Raw genomic sequence first — 16,977 nt, forward strand, 5'->3', positions numbered from 1 at the left:
TCCTCCCAGACAGGATGAATCACAAATCAGCTCCAACAGGAATCCCCGCGATTCAGGTTTTCAGTCGGATGCTTTAGATGAAGAGCCACATCAGGGCGCAAGCATCGCAGGAAGGCAAGCAAACCCCCGAAAACGAAGGCGGGGTGAGCGAACGGCCTCCGGACAAATCGTGAAATCTGGAAAGCGATCGAGGAATCGAGATAGTGCGATCCTTCCCTCCATTCGCGCGAGCGTCAGACCGACGCAGGTATGAGGCCCTCCGGCAAAGGCGAGATGACGGTTGGGCCGCCGCGTGGGGTCGGGGCGATCGGGATCATTGAAGGCTGCCGGATCCCGATTGGCGGCACCGATCGCGAGGTGAAGATCCGTACCCGCCGGAACCGCAATACCCCCGATCTCCACGTCCGCGGAAGTCAGGCGGTTGCCAAACTGGTTCGGGCTTTCAAGGCGCAGAATCTCCTCAACAAGACCCGGCATCATCTTCGGTTCTGCAAGGCACTGCCTGCGAAGACCTGGGTGGGCGTCGATCAGGGCAAGCCCGTTTCCGATGAGGTTCGTCGTCGTTTCATGACCTGCATTCAGAATGAAAATACAGTTCTGAACGAGTTCTTCGCCACTGAGAGCCGCCTCGCCATCTGCGGATAATAGGCGTGTCAGAACGTCTGTTTTCGGATCTCCTGGTAACGTCCGTCGGTGTGCAATGATCTCGTCCATAAGCCTTGAGAATTCCTCGACAGCACGGTGACCATCCTCGAGAGTTTCCTTTGTTGGCCTTGGCTCCAACGCTCCCAAGATGGCGAGCGACCAACGGCGCAGATCGCCCCGCATATCCAGCGGAACGGCAAGTAGATTTCCGATGACTTCAACGGGAATCGCTCCGGCAAATTCCTCGATCAGATCGGGCGATCCTTCGGGTTCGAGTTGATCAAGCAAAGATTCTACGAGCACCTCCAGCCCGGGTTCGAGGCGCTCAAGAGCGCGGGGACTGAGCGCCCCAACCATGACCTGGCGCACACGCGTATGAAGCGGTGGATCGTTGAAAACCAAAGATGTCGTGTGATGGCGGTAGAGCGGTGTGTCCTCGCCGAACTTCGGCCCAAAAAGCGGCTTCTTATCGGATAGGAACAGTGCCGTGTCCCGATAAACTCTATTGAGATCGGCATAGCGCGACAGCAGAACTGAGCCGTCGGGCTGCAGGCAAACCGGAGCCTGTTCGCGCAGTTGGGCATAATAGGGAAATGGGTCGTCTATGAACCCCGTCGGCGGATTTGCAAGGTCTAGCATGTCGGCCAATGGTTCATTCCGGAATGATTGACCAGCGCTCGGGATCATGCAACGCCCTAGCCGATAGAGGGTCAAGAAGGCGTGGGGAGGCAACCTGACGATGGATGCGGAAGAGCGGGCGAGGCGGTCCGCTGAGGCGATGTGGCGCGGCGACGGCGCTTCGGCGTGGTTCGGAATGACGTTGACCCATGTTGCCGAAGGAACGGCTACACTTGAGCTTGCCGTCGAAGCGCACCACGCGAACGGGCATGGTATCTGCCATGGTGGCGTCGTCTTTGCCCTGGCCGACAGCGCCTTTGCGTTTGCCTGCAACAGCCGGAATGTCACCACCGTCGCATTTCAGAACGCCATTACCTATCTGGCGCCGGCCAGGTTGGGCGACCGTCTGAGTGCAACTGCGCGGGAAAGAAGCCTTGCCGGGCGCAATGGAATCTATGATGCAACAGTGACGCGCGAAGACGGGACAGTGATTGCCGAATTCCGCGGTCATTCCCGCGCGCTAGGGACACAGCTGTTCGAGGAGTGACAGGGAGGAAATCGCCATGGATGATCTGACGCCGGACAGGGCGACCCTCGAGCCCATCGAAATCGCGTCGCGCGATGAAATCGAAGCCTTGCAGATCAAACGTCTGAGGTGGAGCCTTTCGCACGCCTATGAAAACGTCGCAATGGTACGGGCGCGCTTCGATGAGCGGGGAGTACACCCCGAGGATCTCCACACTCTCGAAGACCTCGCCAAGTTTCCCTTCACCGAGAAAGCAGACTTGCGCGAGCATTATCCCTTCGGTTTGTTTGCCGTACCGCGGGATCAGATCGTGCGTCTACACGCCTCCTCCGGCACGACCGGAAAACCGACTGTCGTTGGTTACACGGCGCGCGACATCGACAACTGGGCAGATCTGGTAGCGCGCTCTCTCAGGGCGGCTGGGGTGCGGCGCGGAGATATCGTGCATAACGCCTATGGCTACGGCCTTTTCACCGGGGGCCTAGGCGCTCATTACGGGATCGAGCGACTTGGCTGCACCGCAGTTCCGATCAGCGGCGGGATGACGGAACGACAGGTGACGCTTATCGAAGATTTCCGGCCCGATGCGATCACGGTAACACCGTCTTACATGCTGAATATCCTGGAGGAGTATCATCGGCGCGGCATCGATCCCCGCGAAAGCTCTCTCAAGGTCGGTATCTTCGGGGCGGAACCCTGGACAAATGCAATGCGAGCGGAAGTGGAAGCAGCGTTCGACATGCACGCTGTTGATATCTACGGGCTTTCGGAAATCATGGGGCCGGGGGTCGCAAACGAGTGCGTTGAGACGAAGGACGGATTGCATATCTGGGAAGACCACTTCTATCCCGAAATCATCGATCCCGACACCGGGGAGGTCCTCCCCGAGGGCGAGGTCGGGGAGCTTGTTTTTACAACGCTCACGAAGGAAGGGCTGCCGATGATCCGCTACCGGACGCGGGATTTGACGCGGCTTCTGCCGGGCACGGCAAGGTCCATGCGGCGAATGGAAAAGATAACCGGTCGGTCAGACGACATGATAATTCTCCGTGGGATCAACGTTTTCCCAAGCCAGATCGAGGAGCTTGTGCTGGCGACGACGGGACTTGCGCCTCATTTCCAGATCGAACTCGTCAAGGCCGGTGCGATGGATGCAATGCGGGTGCATGTGGAGATGGCTCCGGGGGCCGGAGGCTCCGAGGAAGCCGCACGTGCACTGACGCTCAAAATCAAGGGTACCGCCGGGCTCTCGGCCGACGTTGTGGTGGCCGAACCGGGCGGCGTCGAACGTTCTCAAGGCAAGGCTAGGCGTGTCGTCGACAACCGGGCGAAGACGTGAAACCGGTTCAACACCCTATTGGTCGTAGTCGATAGTCACGCTGTCCGTCAGGGGATAGGACTGGCAACTCAGGATATAGCCCTGACGGACCTCATAATCCTCCAGGGCATGGTTCGCTGCCATCTCGACTTCCCCGGCCAGAAGCTTACAGCGGCATGTGGAACAGACACCGGCCTTGCATGCAAAAGGCGCATCAAGATCATTTTCCAATGCCGCGTCGAGAACTGCCTGGTCACGGCGGGTCTCGAAGCTCCGGGTCGCACCGTCCAGCGTAACAGATATACAAACCGCACCACCTGTTCCCGCTGGTGTGGATGTAAACGGAGCGCCCCGAGGCACCTGGGCGCCGGGCGTCGCAAAAAGCTCGAACTTGATCTGAGTGTCCGCCAGGCCGTGGTCGCGCAAGGCCTTGGCGATGGCGAGCATCATCGGCTCTGGCCCACAGATGAACGACATGTCTACCGAGGCGATGTCGATCCAACGTTCAAAAAGGCTTGCGCACTTCTCGGCATCGACGCGTCCTGTGAACAGATCGATCTCCTGCGCATCCGTCTCGAGCACATGAATGACATTGATCCGGCCCATGTGGCAATTTTTCAGGTCCTCGATCTCTTCGCGAAACATGATCGTGTTCACCCCTCGGTTGGCGTAGACGAGGGTGACTCGGGAACGGGGTTCCCGGACGAGCACGGTGCGGATGATCGAAAGCACCGGAGTGATGCCGGAGCCTCCGGCAAAGCAAAGATAGTGCCGCGACGCCACCGGATCGAGCGGGGTATGAAATGCACCCATTGGTGCCATCGCTTCCATTCGGTCACCCGGCGCAAGCGTTTCATTTGCCCAACTGGAGAAGCAGCCGCCTTCAACTCGCTTGATCGCGACCTGAAGGAGTCCGTCGTCTAACCCTGTGCAGATCGAGTATGAGCGGCGCACCTCTTCGCCATCGATATCTCGGCGGAATGTCAAATACTGACCCTGAACGAAGCTGAAGGCTTGCGGGTCGTCGGGGGCGAGCGTCACGATCACCGCGTCGCGGGTCGTCTTCCGAACTTCGGTAACCGTCAGGCCGTGAAAGCGCGCCATTCCTACCCCGTCAGATACACTTGAAGTAGTCGAAAGGCTCGAGGCAATCGTTGCACCGCCATTGGGCCTTGCAAGGAGTAGAGCCAAACTGGCTCAACTTCTTGAGATCCTTACCATTGCAGCGGGGGCAGCGATCCGGTCCACCGACGGGCTGGGGCGGAGCGATACCATAGGCTTCGAGTTTCGCGCGCCCTTCTTTGCTTATCCAGTCGGTCGTCCAGGGCGGGGCGATCTGTGTTTTGAGAACGAAATCCTTAATGCCGTGATCCCGCAGGGCAGTTTCGATCTCCATCGCGATCACGCGGGTTGCAGGGCAGCCGGAATATGTTGGCGTGACAGTAACCGCGAGGCTCTTGTCCTCCCAAGACACATCTCGGACGATGCCGAGGTCAACCACCGATATTACCGGAATCTCCGGATCGGGAACGGAACCGAGCCACTCCCAGATGTCACGCGTTGTTGGACGATTCGTCACCATGTGGCACCCGGGTAAGCACGCTGAAGCCATTGCATCTGCGTCAGGATATGCCCGAGGTGCTCGCTATGGCGGATGCCGGACTTTCCGCCTTGATGGGCGAAACGGTCGCCCGGAAGTCTAAGGGTCGCCGCGGTCATCACTTCGGCGACGCGTGCGTGGTAGGCATCTGCGAGCACACTTAGATCGGGTCCGATGCCGGCAACATGAACCGCTTCATCGATTGCGTCAGGTGTGTGCATTTCGCCGGAGAACGGCCACAGGCGATCAAGTGCCGCTTGCATCCGGCGATTGCTTTCCTCGGTTCCATCACCGAGGCCGATCACGGCATCGGCAGAACGTTCAAGATGATACCGTGCTTCCTTCGAGGCTTTGGCCGCTATCGCCGCCACCCTCTCATCGGCACTTACCTCCAGTCCGGTCAACATGAGATCGTGCCAGGCATCAAACAGGAACTGCCGCATCATCGTCTGGCCGAAATCGCCGTTCGGCTGTTCGACAAGCAGGAGATTGCGAAACTCCCAGACGTCGCGGAGATACGCGAGGTCGTCGGCGGAGCGCCCTTGACCTTCCACCTCTCCCGCAAGACCGAGCCACATTTGTGTCTGACCGATGAGATCCAATGCTGTATTGGCTAGCGCAATGTCTTCTTCGAGAACGGGCGCACGGCCACACCATTCCGAGACGCGGTGACCGAGGACCAAAGTGTTGTCACCAAGCCGGAGAAGGTACTCGAAAAGCGCGTCCGGTCCCATCACATATGGCCCGCCTCATCCGGGATATCGAAGAAGGTTGGGTGGCGGTAAACCTTGGATTGCGATGGTTCGTAGAAGGGCCCTTTCTCGGAAGGCGAAGAGGCCGCAATATGCCGGGCTTCGACCGCCCAGATCGAGACACCCTCGTTCCGGCGTGTATAGACGTCGCGGGCATTCCGGATCGCCATCTCTGCGTCGGGGGCATGAAGACTACCGACATGGCGATGGTTCAGCCCGTGCTGACCGCGAATGAAGATCTCCCAAAGCGGCCACTCACTGCGCTTTGCTCCGTCGGGCCGAGGCGTTTCACTCGTCATGAGTATCTCCCGTCAGGCCCGCAACGTTGCGAGGCTCGTTGGAATGGCTGCCCGCGGCTGTTTTTGAGCGAACACTTCGCCATGCTGACCCACGTCATTCGGCAGCGACCTTCTGAGCCGCCTTCTTCCGAGCATGCGCAAGAAGACCGTGACGAACCCAGGCACCGTCACTCCAAGCCTCGTTCCTCGCTGCGAGCCGTTCCTCGTTGCAGGGCCCTTTGCCCTTGATGACGTCGTAGAACTCCGACCAGTCCGGCTCAGTGAACTCGTAATGCTCTGTCTCTTCGTTCCACTTCAGATCCGGATCGGGCACGCTAAGCCCCAGGAACTCGGCTTGAGGCACCGTCTGATCCACGAATTTCTGGCGCAGTTCGTCATTGGTGTTCATCTTGATCTTCCACGCCATCGACTGCGCCGAATGCACACTGTCCTTGTCGGAGGGCCCGAACATCATCAGAGACGGATACCAGAAACGGTTGAGAGCATCCTGTGCCATACGCCGTTGCGCCTTGGTGCCGTTCGCCATCTTCATCATGATGTCGTAGCCTTGGCGTTGGTGAAAGCTCTCCTCCTTGCAGATCCGGACCATGGCGCGCGCGTATGGCCCGTACGAAGTGCGTTGAAGCGGCACCTGGTTCATGATCGCGGCACCGTCCACGAGCCACCCGACCGCTCCCATATCCGCCCATGTGAGCGTCGGGTAGTTGAAGATGGACGAGTACTTCATGCGTCCATCGAGAAGCATCTCCGTCAATTCATCTCTGGAGACCCCGAGAGTCTCTGCTGCCGCATAGAGATAAAGCCCATGGCCCGCCTCGTCCTGAACCTTGGCAAGCAGAATTGCCTTCCGTTCGAGTGTGGGAGCTCTGGTGATCCAATTGCCTTCCGGAAGCTGACCAACGATTTCCGAATGTGCGTGCTGGCCAATTTGGCGAATAAGGGTTCTGCGATACCCCTGCGGCATCCAATCCTTCGGCTCGATCTTCTCTCCGGCGTCAATCCGCGCCTGGAATGCTGCAAGCTTTTGCGGGTCCTCCTCAGAGGACTCGGAAGCGATCATCTGGGCATACATGCATAGCCTCTCCAATTAACGGACTGAGCGAAAAGCTTACAGAGACAGCCAAAATCGAGCAAGAATTAAGTTACTTGCAAAATGCAATTATCGAATTTTTTGTAACACGAATGACCGGCCACCGCTGACGGCGCGGCGTCGCCGGCACATGAACGTAAGACGACCTCCGATTCGACCAGCCTTCGAGGGGAACCGAAGAAAACCATCGCCATCGTCAGAAGTGTGAAGCGAATTACACACCAACGGCTCGAGACGACTTCCCAGCTCGTAAAACAAACCGTTCCTAAATACAGAACAATCCAACTAAGGCGCGATCGACACATCCGTTAACCACGATCGCCAGCGGGAATATGTTGACCCTAGGGAAACAAACCGGCGAGCACGGCCCTGTATTTCTTGCTCGCTCACATCAAGTGGCCCTTCACTGTTTACGATTGAACGACCAAGACCGCACCTCACTCCGCGATACCCGGGCCGCCAATTATCGCAGTTGTGTCGAAACCGAAGCCAACCGCGTCCAATTCGTGCCTAGATCGAACGCACCATGGATCTCGTGGCGGTCGATGCACTTCGGCTGTGTGACGAGTGACTGGAGGCAACGGTTAGCGCTGTACCCCCGTGGGCCTACCGGGTCGGGTGATGAGAGGTCCTTCACCCGACCCACAGGCCCGCTCTTGAAGAGTGAATTTGAGTGATTTGGGACGAGTAAGATGAGTAAGAGAAACGCGACGCAACGCCTTTTGAATTGCCTCACCCGTCGGCGGGTTCCTTCGCCGGATGCAGGCCCCGAAGCCCCACCCCGGCCGCAGATTGCCGGCATCGGCTTCAACACACGCATCCAGACGGATTTCGGGCCGGTTCCAATTCAGCTCCTGCGCCCCGGAGACAAACTGAAATCGACGGATGGTTCATGGATCCGGCTGAAGGCAATGCGCAGGTTCGGTTTCGACCGCTCCTGCCTTGATCATCTGCCTGAAGCCCGGGGCGTTCTCTTCCCGGCCGGCAGTCTCGGCAACGGTTTGCCCCTGCAAGACGTCATCCTTGCGCCGGATCAGAGGATCACCGCAACGCATGCCGCTGGAATGCACGAAGCGAAGAGTGCCGCGGAATGTGTGGGGCATGCCGGGATCCGGCGTGTGGAACAGGATGAAGCCGTCTACTTCGTTCCAGTCTGCGATGGCAGCGGCGCTGCACTTGCCGAAGGGATCGGCGTCGGAACGCTGGCAAATTCAGCCACGGCACAGATTGGCATCTGCGCTGCTTAGAAATCGGTTGGCGCTCCTCCCTCCGCCTTGCGACGCTCCACAAAAGCCTCAAGCTCTTCACGGATCGCCTCGTCAAGATAAGGTGCTTCGAACTCGTCGACGATCTGCTTCCAAAGCCCATGCGCACGTTCAGCCGTCCAAAGGCCGCCTGCGAGTTCCCAACCCTCGTAGTTGCGCCAATCCGCGAGGAAAGGCTGGTAAAATGCCGTCGTGTACCTCTCCTGGGTGTGCTCAAGGCCAAAGAAATGTCCGGTACCAACGACCTCTCGGATGGCCTCGAAGGCCAGATCATCTTCGCTTGTGGAGTAGGTCTCAGGCTCAAGGTAGCGCTGGATCATCTGCAGGACCTCGCAATCCATCACGAACTTTTCTGGGCTCGCGATCAGACCTCCTTCAAGCCAACCTGCGGCGTGATAGACCATGTTCGACCCTGACTGTACTGCGGCCCAGAGGGAATTCGACGTCTCCCACATAGCCTGCCCGTCGGGGACGTTGGCGGCACAGACGCCTGACGAGCGTAACGGCAAGTTGTAATACCGGGCCATCTGCCCGGTCATTTGGGTCGCTCGCATATATTCCGGGGTACCGAATGCAGGGGCGCCCGATTTCATGTCGACATTCGACGTGAACGTACCGATCGCGCAGGGACACCCGGGCGCAACGTATTGGAATAGCGCAATTGCACAAAGCGCCTCGGCAATCGATTGGGCCACCGCACCGGCCATGGTCACGGGCGCCATTGCTCCTGCCAAGGTAAAAGGAGTGACCACGACTGCCTGGTTCTTGCGAATGAGCCGGAGGCAACCATCGATCATCGGATAATCATGCTTAAGCGGCGAGGTCGAATTGATATTGGTGTACATCCGCGGACCGGCCGCGAACTCCGCCTCCGTAAGGCCCTGGGAGATCCGCACCATCTCCATCACGTCCTCGACGCGCTCTTTGCCAAGCGAATAGGCGTGCATCACCTTGTCGGTCAGGACAAGCTTGTCATAGAGCACATCGAGGTGCCGCACCGAGGCATGAATGTCCACCGGCTCGACCGGATAGCCGCCGGCAAAGTGAATGCAGTTGAAATACTGGGTGAGTTTAAGAAGCGTGCGGCACTGTTCGCGAGTTCCGGGCACCTTGCCCGTTGCCAGATCCATGTAGTTGGGCGGCGAGGATACGTTTCCGAAAAGAATATGATCCTCACCAATCACGATTTTGCGGTCAGGATTTCGAGGTGTGATTGTGAAGCTCGGCGGTGCCTTTCCAACCATCTCCATCACGAAATCCCGGTCCATTCGAACCAGGTGGTCTTCAACGAAGCATCCCGCTTCACGGAAGATATCGAGGGCCTCATCGTTGAGAAACTCTATCCCGATCTCTTCCAGGATCCGCATGGCCGTGTTGTGGATTGCAGCCACACCTTCCTCGGTCAGTGGTTCGACCGGGCGGTCGGTCAGCACTGGCAGACGCCAGGGCATCTGATCTATCGCCGGGCCGCCGCGCCGTTCATTCCCGGCCCGTCCCCCGGAGCGCCTGCGCCGTGTCGCAGTGTCGGCCATTTTACCCTCGCCTCTTGCCACTGAGAGGCAACATGCGCTCGGATTGATCAACCTGCGGCGCAAAAAGCGACCTGATCTGTCGTATCTATCCCGCTTGAGTGTCGAGCCATCCCGGAAGGTGGCCGATGTCCGGAAGCACCACGTCGGCATGGGGCGCCAGATCATGATGCACGGCAACACCGGTAAGAACTCCGACCGTGCGCGTGCCCGCAGACCTCCCTGCAAGAAGATCGTGGGTACTGTCACCAACCATTATCGCGGCGCCGGGAAGGATACCCAGCGCAGCACAGGCTGCGAGGATTTGGCCTGGCGCGGGCTTTGCACCGTGTCCGCTGTCGTAGCCCGCAAGAAACCCGATTTGATCGAGTACACCGACAGCCTCTAGATGCGCCCTGGCGGGCGCCTCGCCATCATTGGTGATCACCGCGATACCGTAACCTGCCCTGGTTAATGCCGCGAAATAGGCCTTCAGAGGAACTGCCTCTGCCAGTTGCGTCTGCGCTGCACGGGAATCGATTTCATCGATTAGCACGGATCGCAGAGGCTGTGGGTTTGGCAAGTACGGCAGGAGGGCGTCAGCCACATCGGCAGACGTCCCGGCGACCAGAACGCTACCCTGTCGAAATGATCTCAACTCTACGTCATATCCAACCGCGTCCGCCAACACCGCGGAAAGCACCGGATCGCCGCCGGAAAGTTCGGCGATCAAAGAGGACGTGGAGCTGCTCCAACTCGCCTGAAAATCAAAAAGAGTACCGTCTTTATCGAACAGGATCGCGCGCGTGTAAGTCATGATCCGAATGTGCGGTGCGGTGCGCGCGGATGAAAGCGGAAATCGAATGCTCTTCGAGAACCCTTTCTCCGGAGCAAGGGGTTGTTCCCGTTCCACCCCGGGGTCAAGAGTGGAGGATGACTTATCGCCTTCACGACTCGCTTGGATTCCGGCTTTCTCGGGTCGCGCGCATTCAGGAGCGCCGTCTCGATCTGGGTCTCAGAGCGATTGGCCTCACGCGAACCACTTGGTGCGTGCTTCTTGCTGTCGGGAACGAGGGTTTGACGCAACCCTCGGACATCGCCGAATTCATTGGCATAGACAGAACCGCCACCAGCAGAGCCCTGCGCCAGATGGAGGCTGAAGGGCTCATCGCGCGAACCGCAGGCGACAAAGACGGCAGGACCCGTCAGGTCAACCTGACCAAGGAAGGTCAGGCCCGGCTGAAGCGGGGCACACCGGTGGCGGAAGACAATGCGGCAAAGCTCGCCAACAGGCTTGGGGAAAAGGACGTCGCGCTTCTCAAGGAACGGCTCGACCGGCTGATCGAGGGGGAGCCGCTGCTACCGAAACTGTAGATTTTCGTCCTTTCGCGGCCACCAAGAACCGAGCCACTTGCTACCGAAACGGATACATCCACGGCCGGTAGTCGTTGACGAGCACCAGGGCACGGTCGATCTCTTCTTGCGTCATCTTCTTGATGATCTCTTCTTGGCTGATTGCCGCATCCGGGTCTCCACCGATCGCCGAAAGCACATACCACATGTATCCGCGCACGAGGTCCGGGCTCGGCATCCCACGACCGACCTCGTAGTACCAGCCGACGCCGGATTGCGCGCCCGGATGTCCCTTCATCGCCGCACGGAGATACCATTCAAAGGCCCGCTCGTCGTCGCGCTCGACACCAAGACCAAGCGCGTACATGACACCGATCAGTTCCTCGGCATCAGCATTTCCGGACCGGGCCGCTGGCAAGAACGCTTCCATCGCCTCCTCGAAGCGTCCGGCCTCCATCAGGTCACGGCCTGCTTCGACGTCAGCCACAGCGGGGCTTGAACCTATCAGCAAAGCCGCGACTATAGCACCATGCAGTCCGCGTTTCACTGGCTCCTCCTTCTAGCTTTGGCCATTTCCGCCATGCCTGCCCAGGCACTCGAACGGCGGCCCATGACGGATGCAGATTTCCTTCCGGTGAACATGGCGCAGGCCGGGATCGGACAGCTTCTTTTCTACGACAAGATCCTGAGCGGCAATCGTAACATCTCCTGCGGGACGTGCCACCACCACGACCACGGCGGAAGCGATGGATTGAGCCTTGGAATCGGAGAAGGCGGTGTTGGTGTCGGACCGAAACGGACGGGAGGCTCCGGCGACAACAGGATCAAGAAAAGGATCTCGCGAAATGCACCCGCACTTTGGAACCTCGGTCACAAGGATATCTCGGTGCTGTTCCACGACGGGCGCCTGTCCTTCTCAGACGCTTACGACAACGGCTTCAACAGCCCGGCAGAGGAATGGCTTCCGCCCGGGCTTTCAGGTTTGCTCGCGGCACAAGCGCTCTTTCCTCTGACCGCGCAGTTCGAAATGGCCGGCAACCCGAAGGAAAACGAAATCGCCGGGGCCGTCCACGATCGGATTGATGCGGCCTGGCCCATCATTGCAAAGCGCGTGCGCACAATTCCCGCTTATGGAAAGATGTTCGTGGAGGCATTCGATCACATCGACGAACCGGAGCAGGTGACGATCAGCGAGATCGGAAATGCGTTGGCCGCCTTCATCGCGGTTGAGTGGCGAAACCACGATAGTCCATATGACCGCTGGCTTTCCGGTGACCCGACTGCGCTGGACCCGAAAGCCGATGCCGGGCGTGAATTGTTCTTCGGAGCAGCGGGATGTGGCGGTTGCCACAACGGGCCCCTTCTGACCGATCAGAGTTTTCATGCCTTGGCCCTGCCCTCCTTCGGCCCTGGACGCACCCGCAGATTTGATCCCTATGCCCGAGACGTCGGCCGGATGGCAGAAAGCGACCGATTGGAAGACGCCTATCGCTTCAGAACACCGGCCCTCAGAAACGTGGCTTTGACCGCGCCCTACGGGCACAACGGAGCATATCCGACGCTTGAGGGAATTATCCGTCACCACCTCGATCCTCTCGCCGCGCGCGAAACTTGGCAGCCCGACACGGCACGCCTTCCGGAGGTGCCCTGGCTCGAACACGTTGACTTTGTCATTCGGAATGACACGCGAGAAGAAGAACGCCAGCGTCGCGCCGTGGATATCATCCCTGTTTCGCTGACCGACCTGGAAGTACAGCAGATCGTCGCGTTTCTGGAGTCATTAACCGGTGAGTCTGCCTTGTCTCGCCCGTTGGGTCGGCCAGAAAAGGTCCCCAGCGGCCTATGGGTCGACTGATCCGCGAGCGCCGCTAGATCAGGCTAGGCACGACACAAAGGACAGGCATGCTTCTGGACGTCCGATCGCTGAAGAAAAGCTTCCCCGGGGACGATGGCCCAGTGCCCGTCCTCGATAGCGTCAGTTTGACTATCGATAGCGGAGAAAGCGTTGCCCTGACCGGGGAAAGTGGTTCGGGCAAAAGCACGCTTCTGCATGTTGTCGCTGGGCTTGAACCAGCTGATGAGGGCGCAGTACTCATTGACGGAACTGATATCGCAGCGATGGGAGACGTGGGGCGGGCACGCCTTCGACGAACTCGGCTCGGCATCGTGTTTCAACAGTTCAACCTGATCCCATCGCTCGATGTCCGGGCCAATGTCGCCTTTCAGGCACGGCTTGCCGGTCGGTACGAACAAAGTCGGGTCGAGACGCTTCTTTACGATTTGGGGCTCGGTGATCATGCCTCAAAATATCCCGAACAGCTATCGGGCGGACAGCAGCAGCGGGTCGCGATAGGCCGGGCGCTAGCTGGCGCGCCTGATCTTCTTCTGGCGGACGAGCCTACAGGCAATCTCGATGAAACGACAGGAGATGCGGTGATAGGCCTGATGCTCGATCTTGCGAAAGACGCGGGCACATCTCTTTTGATGGTTACGCATTCGGAACGCCTTGCAGGCCACCTCGACCGGCGCCTGCATCTTTCGCTGGGTCGGTTGCATTGAGCTACAGCATCACACTTGGCGCGCTCCTGTCGCATTGGAGAGTACGCCCCTTCCAGGCACTTACCCTGGTATTGGGATTGGCATTGGCGACGGCCCTCTGGTCTGGCGTGCAGGCGCTGAACGCCGAGGCGCGAGCCAGCTATGCACAGGCAACGAGCGTCGTCACTGGCACGCGACCTGTCTTGGTGCGCGAAGGCGGTGTGATCGACGAACGAGAATATGTCTCGCTCAGGCGCGCGGGCTGGCAAGTAAGTCCGGTCGTCGAAGGATGGATTGGAAGCGGTCGAAGCAGGGTCAAGCTTTTCGGCATCGACGCATTGACTGCGCCACGAGACACGCAAGCTGCAACATTCGCTTTTTCAGATGGCATGGCCGGGACAATGCTGTCGCCGGGTAGACTTTTCGCCTCTCCGGTAACAGCGGCGAGGCTTGCCGGCGAAGAATTACCGCCTGTGCATGCGTCGGACGCACTGGCGCCGGGGATAGCGATCGCCGACATCGGCATCGCTCAGCGACTTCTCGGGATGGAGGGGCAATTGAGCCATCTGGTCATCCTCGAAACCCAGCCGATGGTGCGCCCGCCCCTCGCCGATCTTGCGCCTGGGCTAACGCAAAGGAAGATCGACGGAGCGGAGGATCTTGCGCGACTAACCGACAGTTTTCACCTGAACCTCACCGCGTTCGGATTCTTGTCCTTTGCAGTCGGCCTGTTCATCGTAAATGGAGCCATCGGGCTTGCGTTTGAACAGCGTCGCCCATTGTTCCGAACCTTGCGGGCGCTGGGCGTTCCGGGACGAACCCTTACGATCGCACTGGCGTCGGAATTGCTCGCCTTTGCGCTCTTGGCAGGCTGTCTCGGGATCGTTCTGGGATACCTCATCGCTGCAGCACTCCTGCCCGATGTCGCCGCAACATTGAGGGGACTTTACGGCGTGCCGGTTGAAGGAACTCTGACGATCCGCCCCGCCTGGTGGGCCGCGGGACTTCTAATCGCAATGCTCGGAACTGCGCTGGCAGGTGCTGCGGCCCTTTGGAAAACCGCTCGGCTTCCCGTTCTAGCGCCGGCAAGGCCGCGCGCATGGGCAATGGCCGGTCACACGGCCGAGCGCGCACAAGCAATCGCGGCGCTAGGGCTAGCTGCGCTCGCTGGTGCTCTCGTCCTTTTGGGATCGGGACTTGTCGCCGCGTTCGCCATGCTGGGCGCGCTTCTCATCGCCGCAGCACTTGCGCTGCCACCCTTGTTGTCGCGAGCACTGCAACTCTTCGCCCGGGGGGCGAAGACAGCGGAAAGTGAATGGTTCTGGGCCGATACGCGCCAGCAGCTGCCAGGGCTTTCGTTGGCTTTGATGGCTCTTCTCCTGGCTCTGGCCGCAAATATCGGGGTCGGAACAATGGTGTCGAGCTTTCGACTGACCTTTGCAGGTTGGCTTGATCAACGGCTCGCCTCGGAACTCTACATCTCGACACGCACAGATGCCGAGGGTGCAGCGCTGACGGCATGGCTGGAGGCGCGCGGCTTGACTGTTCTGCCAATTTGGAATGTCGACGCGAGTATCGACGGGGCACCCGGCACGATATACGGCGTCGCTGACCACGCCACCTACCGAGACAACTGGCCGCTGATCGACGCTTCGCCTGATGTCTGGGACAAAGTCGCAGCGGGCGAGGCCGCGCTGATCAACGAGCAATACGCACGACGTGGCGCGCTTCGGCCCGGCAGCACCGTCACTCTGCCAGTGGGCGACCCGCTCGAAGTTGCCGGCATCTACAGTGACTATGGAAACCCTGAAGCGCAGATCCTGGTTTCCGTCGCGACGCTGACCGAACGGTTTCCCGGCGTCGAACGCCAGAGGTTCGGTGTGCGCGTCGCACAGGAAGACGCGAACGCACTGGCAAAAGAGATCACCGACGCATTTGGCATTCCCCCAGAAAACATGACGGATCAGGCGTCACTGAAACGCTTCTCGATTGAGGTTTTCGAGCGAACATTCACCGTTACGGGCGCCCTCAACATCCTGACGCTGGGTGTTGCCGGCATCGCCATTCTGACGTCGCTTCTAACCCTGGCCACAATGCGCCTGCCACAGCTTGCCCCGGTCTGGGCCGTCGGTTTGACACGGGCGCGGCTGGCACGGTTAGAACTGTTGAGGGCACTCGTCTTGGCAGCATTCACCGCAATTGCGGCTTTGCCCGTCGGGCTCACACTGGCGTGGATCCTTCTCGCAGTGATCAATGTGGAAGCCTTTGGCTGGCGGCTCCCGATGCATCTCTTTCCAGGCGACTGGATCAAGCTGGGCTTGCTTGCAATTCTTGCGGCGGGGCTCGCCGGGCTTTGGCCCGCAATTAAACTGGCGCGACTGGCACCGGCGGATCTGGTTCGGGTCTTCAGCAATGAACGCTAGACGATGGTTCATCCGACTCATACTTAGCTTGTGGGCTGTTTCCGCTTCTGCACAGGTGTTCGGCAGCATTGGCCCGTCGGCAGACGGGTTTGCGCAACCTGATCCCGCTTACCGCCTCTCCTTTCCCGCCGACCATGGTCCGCACCCGGCATTCCGGATCGAATGGTGGTACGTGACCGCAAACCTCACAGACTCAGACGGCAGGAACTATGGCATCCAATGGACGCTGTTCCGCTCTGCACTTGCGCCGGAAACAGGCGAGGGCTGGTCCTCCCCAGAAGTCTGGATGGGGCACGCAGCAGTCACCACTCCAGACCTTCACCTGTCTGAGGAGCGGTTTGCACGGGGAGGGATCGGCCAGGCCGGGGTCAAGCCCGAACCATTCTATGCCTGGATCGACGAGTGGCGCATGGAAGGACCAACGCTGAGCACGGTCCGCATGACGGCACAGGGAAGCGAATTCTCCTACGACCTCCAACTGACGGCTGACATGCCCTTCGTGATGCACGGAGATGCCGGGTACTCCGTGAAAACCCCCGATGGTCAGGCCAGTCACTATTATTCTCAACCGTTCTACGACGTCAGCGGAACCCTGAACTTGCCGGACGGGCCCGCTGAAGTAACCGGGACAGCCTGGCTTGATCGCGAATGGTCCTCCGACGAATTGAGCGGCGGATTTGCCGGCTGGGATTGGTTCGGTCTGACCCTCGACGGTGGGGAAAGACTTATGGGGGCTCGCATGCGAAACGCTGGAGGCGCGACCGCATTCTCGGCGGCAACTTGGATTGCGTCCGATGGCACGGTCACAGCCTTTCCGGACGGTGCATTCACGGCGGCCCCGCTTGAAACGACAGAGGTTGCCGGACGCGAAGTTCCGGTACGTTGGAGGATCGCCCTACCCGCCCGTGGTCTGGAGGCAACCGTCGTTGCGCTGAATGATCATGCCTGGATGGACACGTCATTTTCCTATTGGGAAGGGCCAGTTTTCGTTTCGGGAAGTCACACGGGCCGAGGGTATTTGGAAATGACAGGTTATGAGTGA

17 protein-coding genes are annotated in these 16,977 nt (G+C 59.4%); 8 read left to right on the forward strand and 9 right to left on the reverse strand.

All coding sequences use genetic code 11. From position 1 onward, the window contains the following. Positions 1-90: 90 nt before the first annotated feature. Positions 91-1,284, reverse strand: a complete 1,194-nt coding sequence (locus tag RXV90_RS17620; protein WP_316650229.1) for a cytochrome P450 — start codon at positions 1,282-1,284, stop codon at positions 91-93. A 100-nt stretch (positions 1,285-1,384) separates the two neighbouring features. Here RXV90_RS17620 and paaI point away from each other — a divergent pair, with 100 nt between their 5' ends. Then, positions 1,385-1,810 (forward strand): hydroxyphenylacetyl-CoA thioesterase PaaI, encoded by a 426-nt coding sequence (gene paaI, locus RXV90_RS17625; RefSeq protein WP_316650230.1) that lies wholly within the window; start codon positions 1,385-1,387, stop codon positions 1,808-1,810. A gap of 16 nt (positions 1,811-1,826) precedes the next feature. Beyond that, positions 1,827-3,128: a phenylacetate--CoA ligase PaaK gene (gene paaK / locus RXV90_RS17630; RefSeq protein WP_316650231.1), complete on the forward strand. Its 1,302-nt coding sequence runs from the start codon at positions 1,827-1,829 to the stop codon at positions 3,126-3,128. A 15-nt stretch (positions 3,129-3,143) separates the two neighbouring features. Here paaK and RXV90_RS17635 read toward each other — a convergent pair whose 3' ends face one another. The 5 genes from RXV90_RS17635 to paaA all read right to left on the reverse strand — a co-directional run bounded on the left by RXV90_RS17635 (position 3,144) and on the right by paaA (position 6,830). Beyond that, positions 3,144-4,211 (reverse strand): 2Fe-2S iron-sulfur cluster-binding protein, encoded by a 1,068-nt coding sequence (locus RXV90_RS17635; RefSeq protein ID WP_316650232.1) that lies wholly within the window; start codon positions 4,209-4,211, stop codon positions 3,144-3,146. 10 nt (positions 4,212-4,221) lie between these two features. After that, a complete protein-coding gene (paaD, locus tag RXV90_RS17640) occupies positions 4,222-4,689 on the reverse strand; it encodes a 1,2-phenylacetyl-CoA epoxidase subunit PaaD (RefSeq protein WP_316650233.1) in 468 nt (155 codons plus the stop codon). After that, positions 4,683-5,441, reverse strand: coding sequence for a 1,2-phenylacetyl-CoA epoxidase subunit PaaC (paaC, locus tag RXV90_RS17645; RefSeq protein WP_316650234.1), 759 nt, complete (start codon positions 5,439-5,441; stop codon positions 4,683-4,685). Before paaC ends, paaD begins: the two co-directional genes overlap by 7 nt. Continuing rightward, complete coding sequence (gene paaB, locus RXV90_RS17650) at positions 5,441-5,758, reverse strand: 1,2-phenylacetyl-CoA epoxidase subunit PaaB (RefSeq protein WP_316650236.1); 318 nt, start codon at positions 5,756-5,758, stop codon at positions 5,441-5,443. The genes paaC and paaB overlap by 1 nt, the downstream gene beginning before the upstream one ends. Positions 5,759-5,852: 94 nt before the next feature. Beyond that, the gene (gene paaA / locus RXV90_RS17655; protein ID WP_316650237.1) at positions 5,853-6,830 is read right to left on the reverse strand and encodes a 1,2-phenylacetyl-CoA epoxidase subunit PaaA; all 978 of its coding nucleotides are present in this window, start codon (positions 6,828-6,830) and stop codon (positions 5,853-5,855) included. 710 nt (positions 6,831-7,540) lie between these two features. Between paaA and RXV90_RS17660 the strand changes: the two genes are divergently transcribed. Further along, positions 7,541-8,095 (forward strand): Hint domain-containing protein, encoded by a 555-nt coding sequence (locus tag RXV90_RS17660; protein ID WP_316650238.1) that lies wholly within the window; start codon positions 7,541-7,543, stop codon positions 8,093-8,095. Here RXV90_RS17660 and RXV90_RS17665 read toward each other — a convergent pair. Then, positions 8,092-9,645 carry a trimethylamine methyltransferase family protein gene (locus tag RXV90_RS17665; RefSeq protein ID WP_316650337.1) on the reverse strand — a complete coding sequence of 518 codons (1,554 nt, stop codon included), beginning with the start codon at positions 9,643-9,645 and terminating at the stop codon, positions 8,092-8,094. The two genes, RXV90_RS17660 and RXV90_RS17665, sit on opposite strands and share 4 nt — an antisense overlap. An 85-nt stretch (positions 9,646-9,730) precedes the next feature. After that, a complete protein-coding gene (locus RXV90_RS17670; RefSeq protein ID WP_316650239.1) occupies positions 9,731-10,534 on the reverse strand; it encodes an HAD family hydrolase in 804 nt (267 codons plus the stop codon). 20 nt (positions 10,535-10,554) lie between these two features. On the opposite strand from RXV90_RS17670, the gene RXV90_RS17675 reads away from it, so the two are divergent. Beyond that, positions 10,555-10,995, forward strand: a complete 441-nt coding sequence (locus RXV90_RS17675; protein WP_316650240.1) for a MarR family winged helix-turn-helix transcriptional regulator — start codon at positions 10,555-10,557, stop codon at positions 10,993-10,995. Positions 10,996-11,035: 40 nt separating this feature from the next. On the opposite strand, the gene RXV90_RS17680 is transcribed toward RXV90_RS17675, so the two are convergent. After that, positions 11,036-11,431, reverse strand: coding sequence for a tetratricopeptide repeat protein (locus RXV90_RS17680; protein ID WP_316650338.1), 396 nt, complete (start codon positions 11,429-11,431; stop codon positions 11,036-11,038). 153 nt (positions 11,432-11,584) lie between these two features. Between RXV90_RS17680 and RXV90_RS17685 the strand changes: the two genes are divergently transcribed. The 4 genes from RXV90_RS17685 to RXV90_RS17700 are packed head-to-tail and all read left to right on the forward strand — an operon-like array spanning position 11,585 to position 16,977. After that, on the forward strand, positions 11,585-12,829 hold the full coding sequence (locus RXV90_RS17685; protein ID WP_316650241.1) for a cytochrome-c peroxidase: 1,245 nt from the start codon (positions 11,585-11,587) through the stop codon (positions 12,827-12,829). A gap of 47 nt (positions 12,830-12,876) precedes the next feature. Then, positions 12,877-13,533, forward strand: coding sequence for an ABC transporter ATP-binding protein (locus RXV90_RS17690; RefSeq protein WP_316650242.1), 657 nt, complete (start codon positions 12,877-12,879; stop codon positions 13,531-13,533). After that, a complete protein-coding gene (locus tag RXV90_RS17695; RefSeq protein WP_316650243.1) occupies positions 13,530-15,935 on the forward strand; it encodes an ABC transporter permease in 2,406 nt (801 codons plus the stop codon). The genes RXV90_RS17690 and RXV90_RS17695 overlap by 4 nt, the downstream gene beginning before the upstream one ends. Further along, positions 15,925-16,977 carry a lipocalin-like domain-containing protein gene (locus RXV90_RS17700; RefSeq protein ID WP_316650244.1) on the forward strand — a complete coding sequence of 351 codons (1,053 nt, stop codon included), beginning with the start codon at positions 15,925-15,927 and terminating at the stop codon, positions 16,975-16,977. The genes RXV90_RS17695 and RXV90_RS17700 overlap by 11 nt, the downstream gene beginning before the upstream one ends.

The sequence above is a fragment of the Ovoidimarina sediminis genome (assembly GCF_032586175.1).
Classification (GTDB): domain Bacteria; phylum Pseudomonadota; class Alphaproteobacteria; order Rhodobacterales; family Rhodobacteraceae; genus Ovoidimarina; species Ovoidimarina sediminis.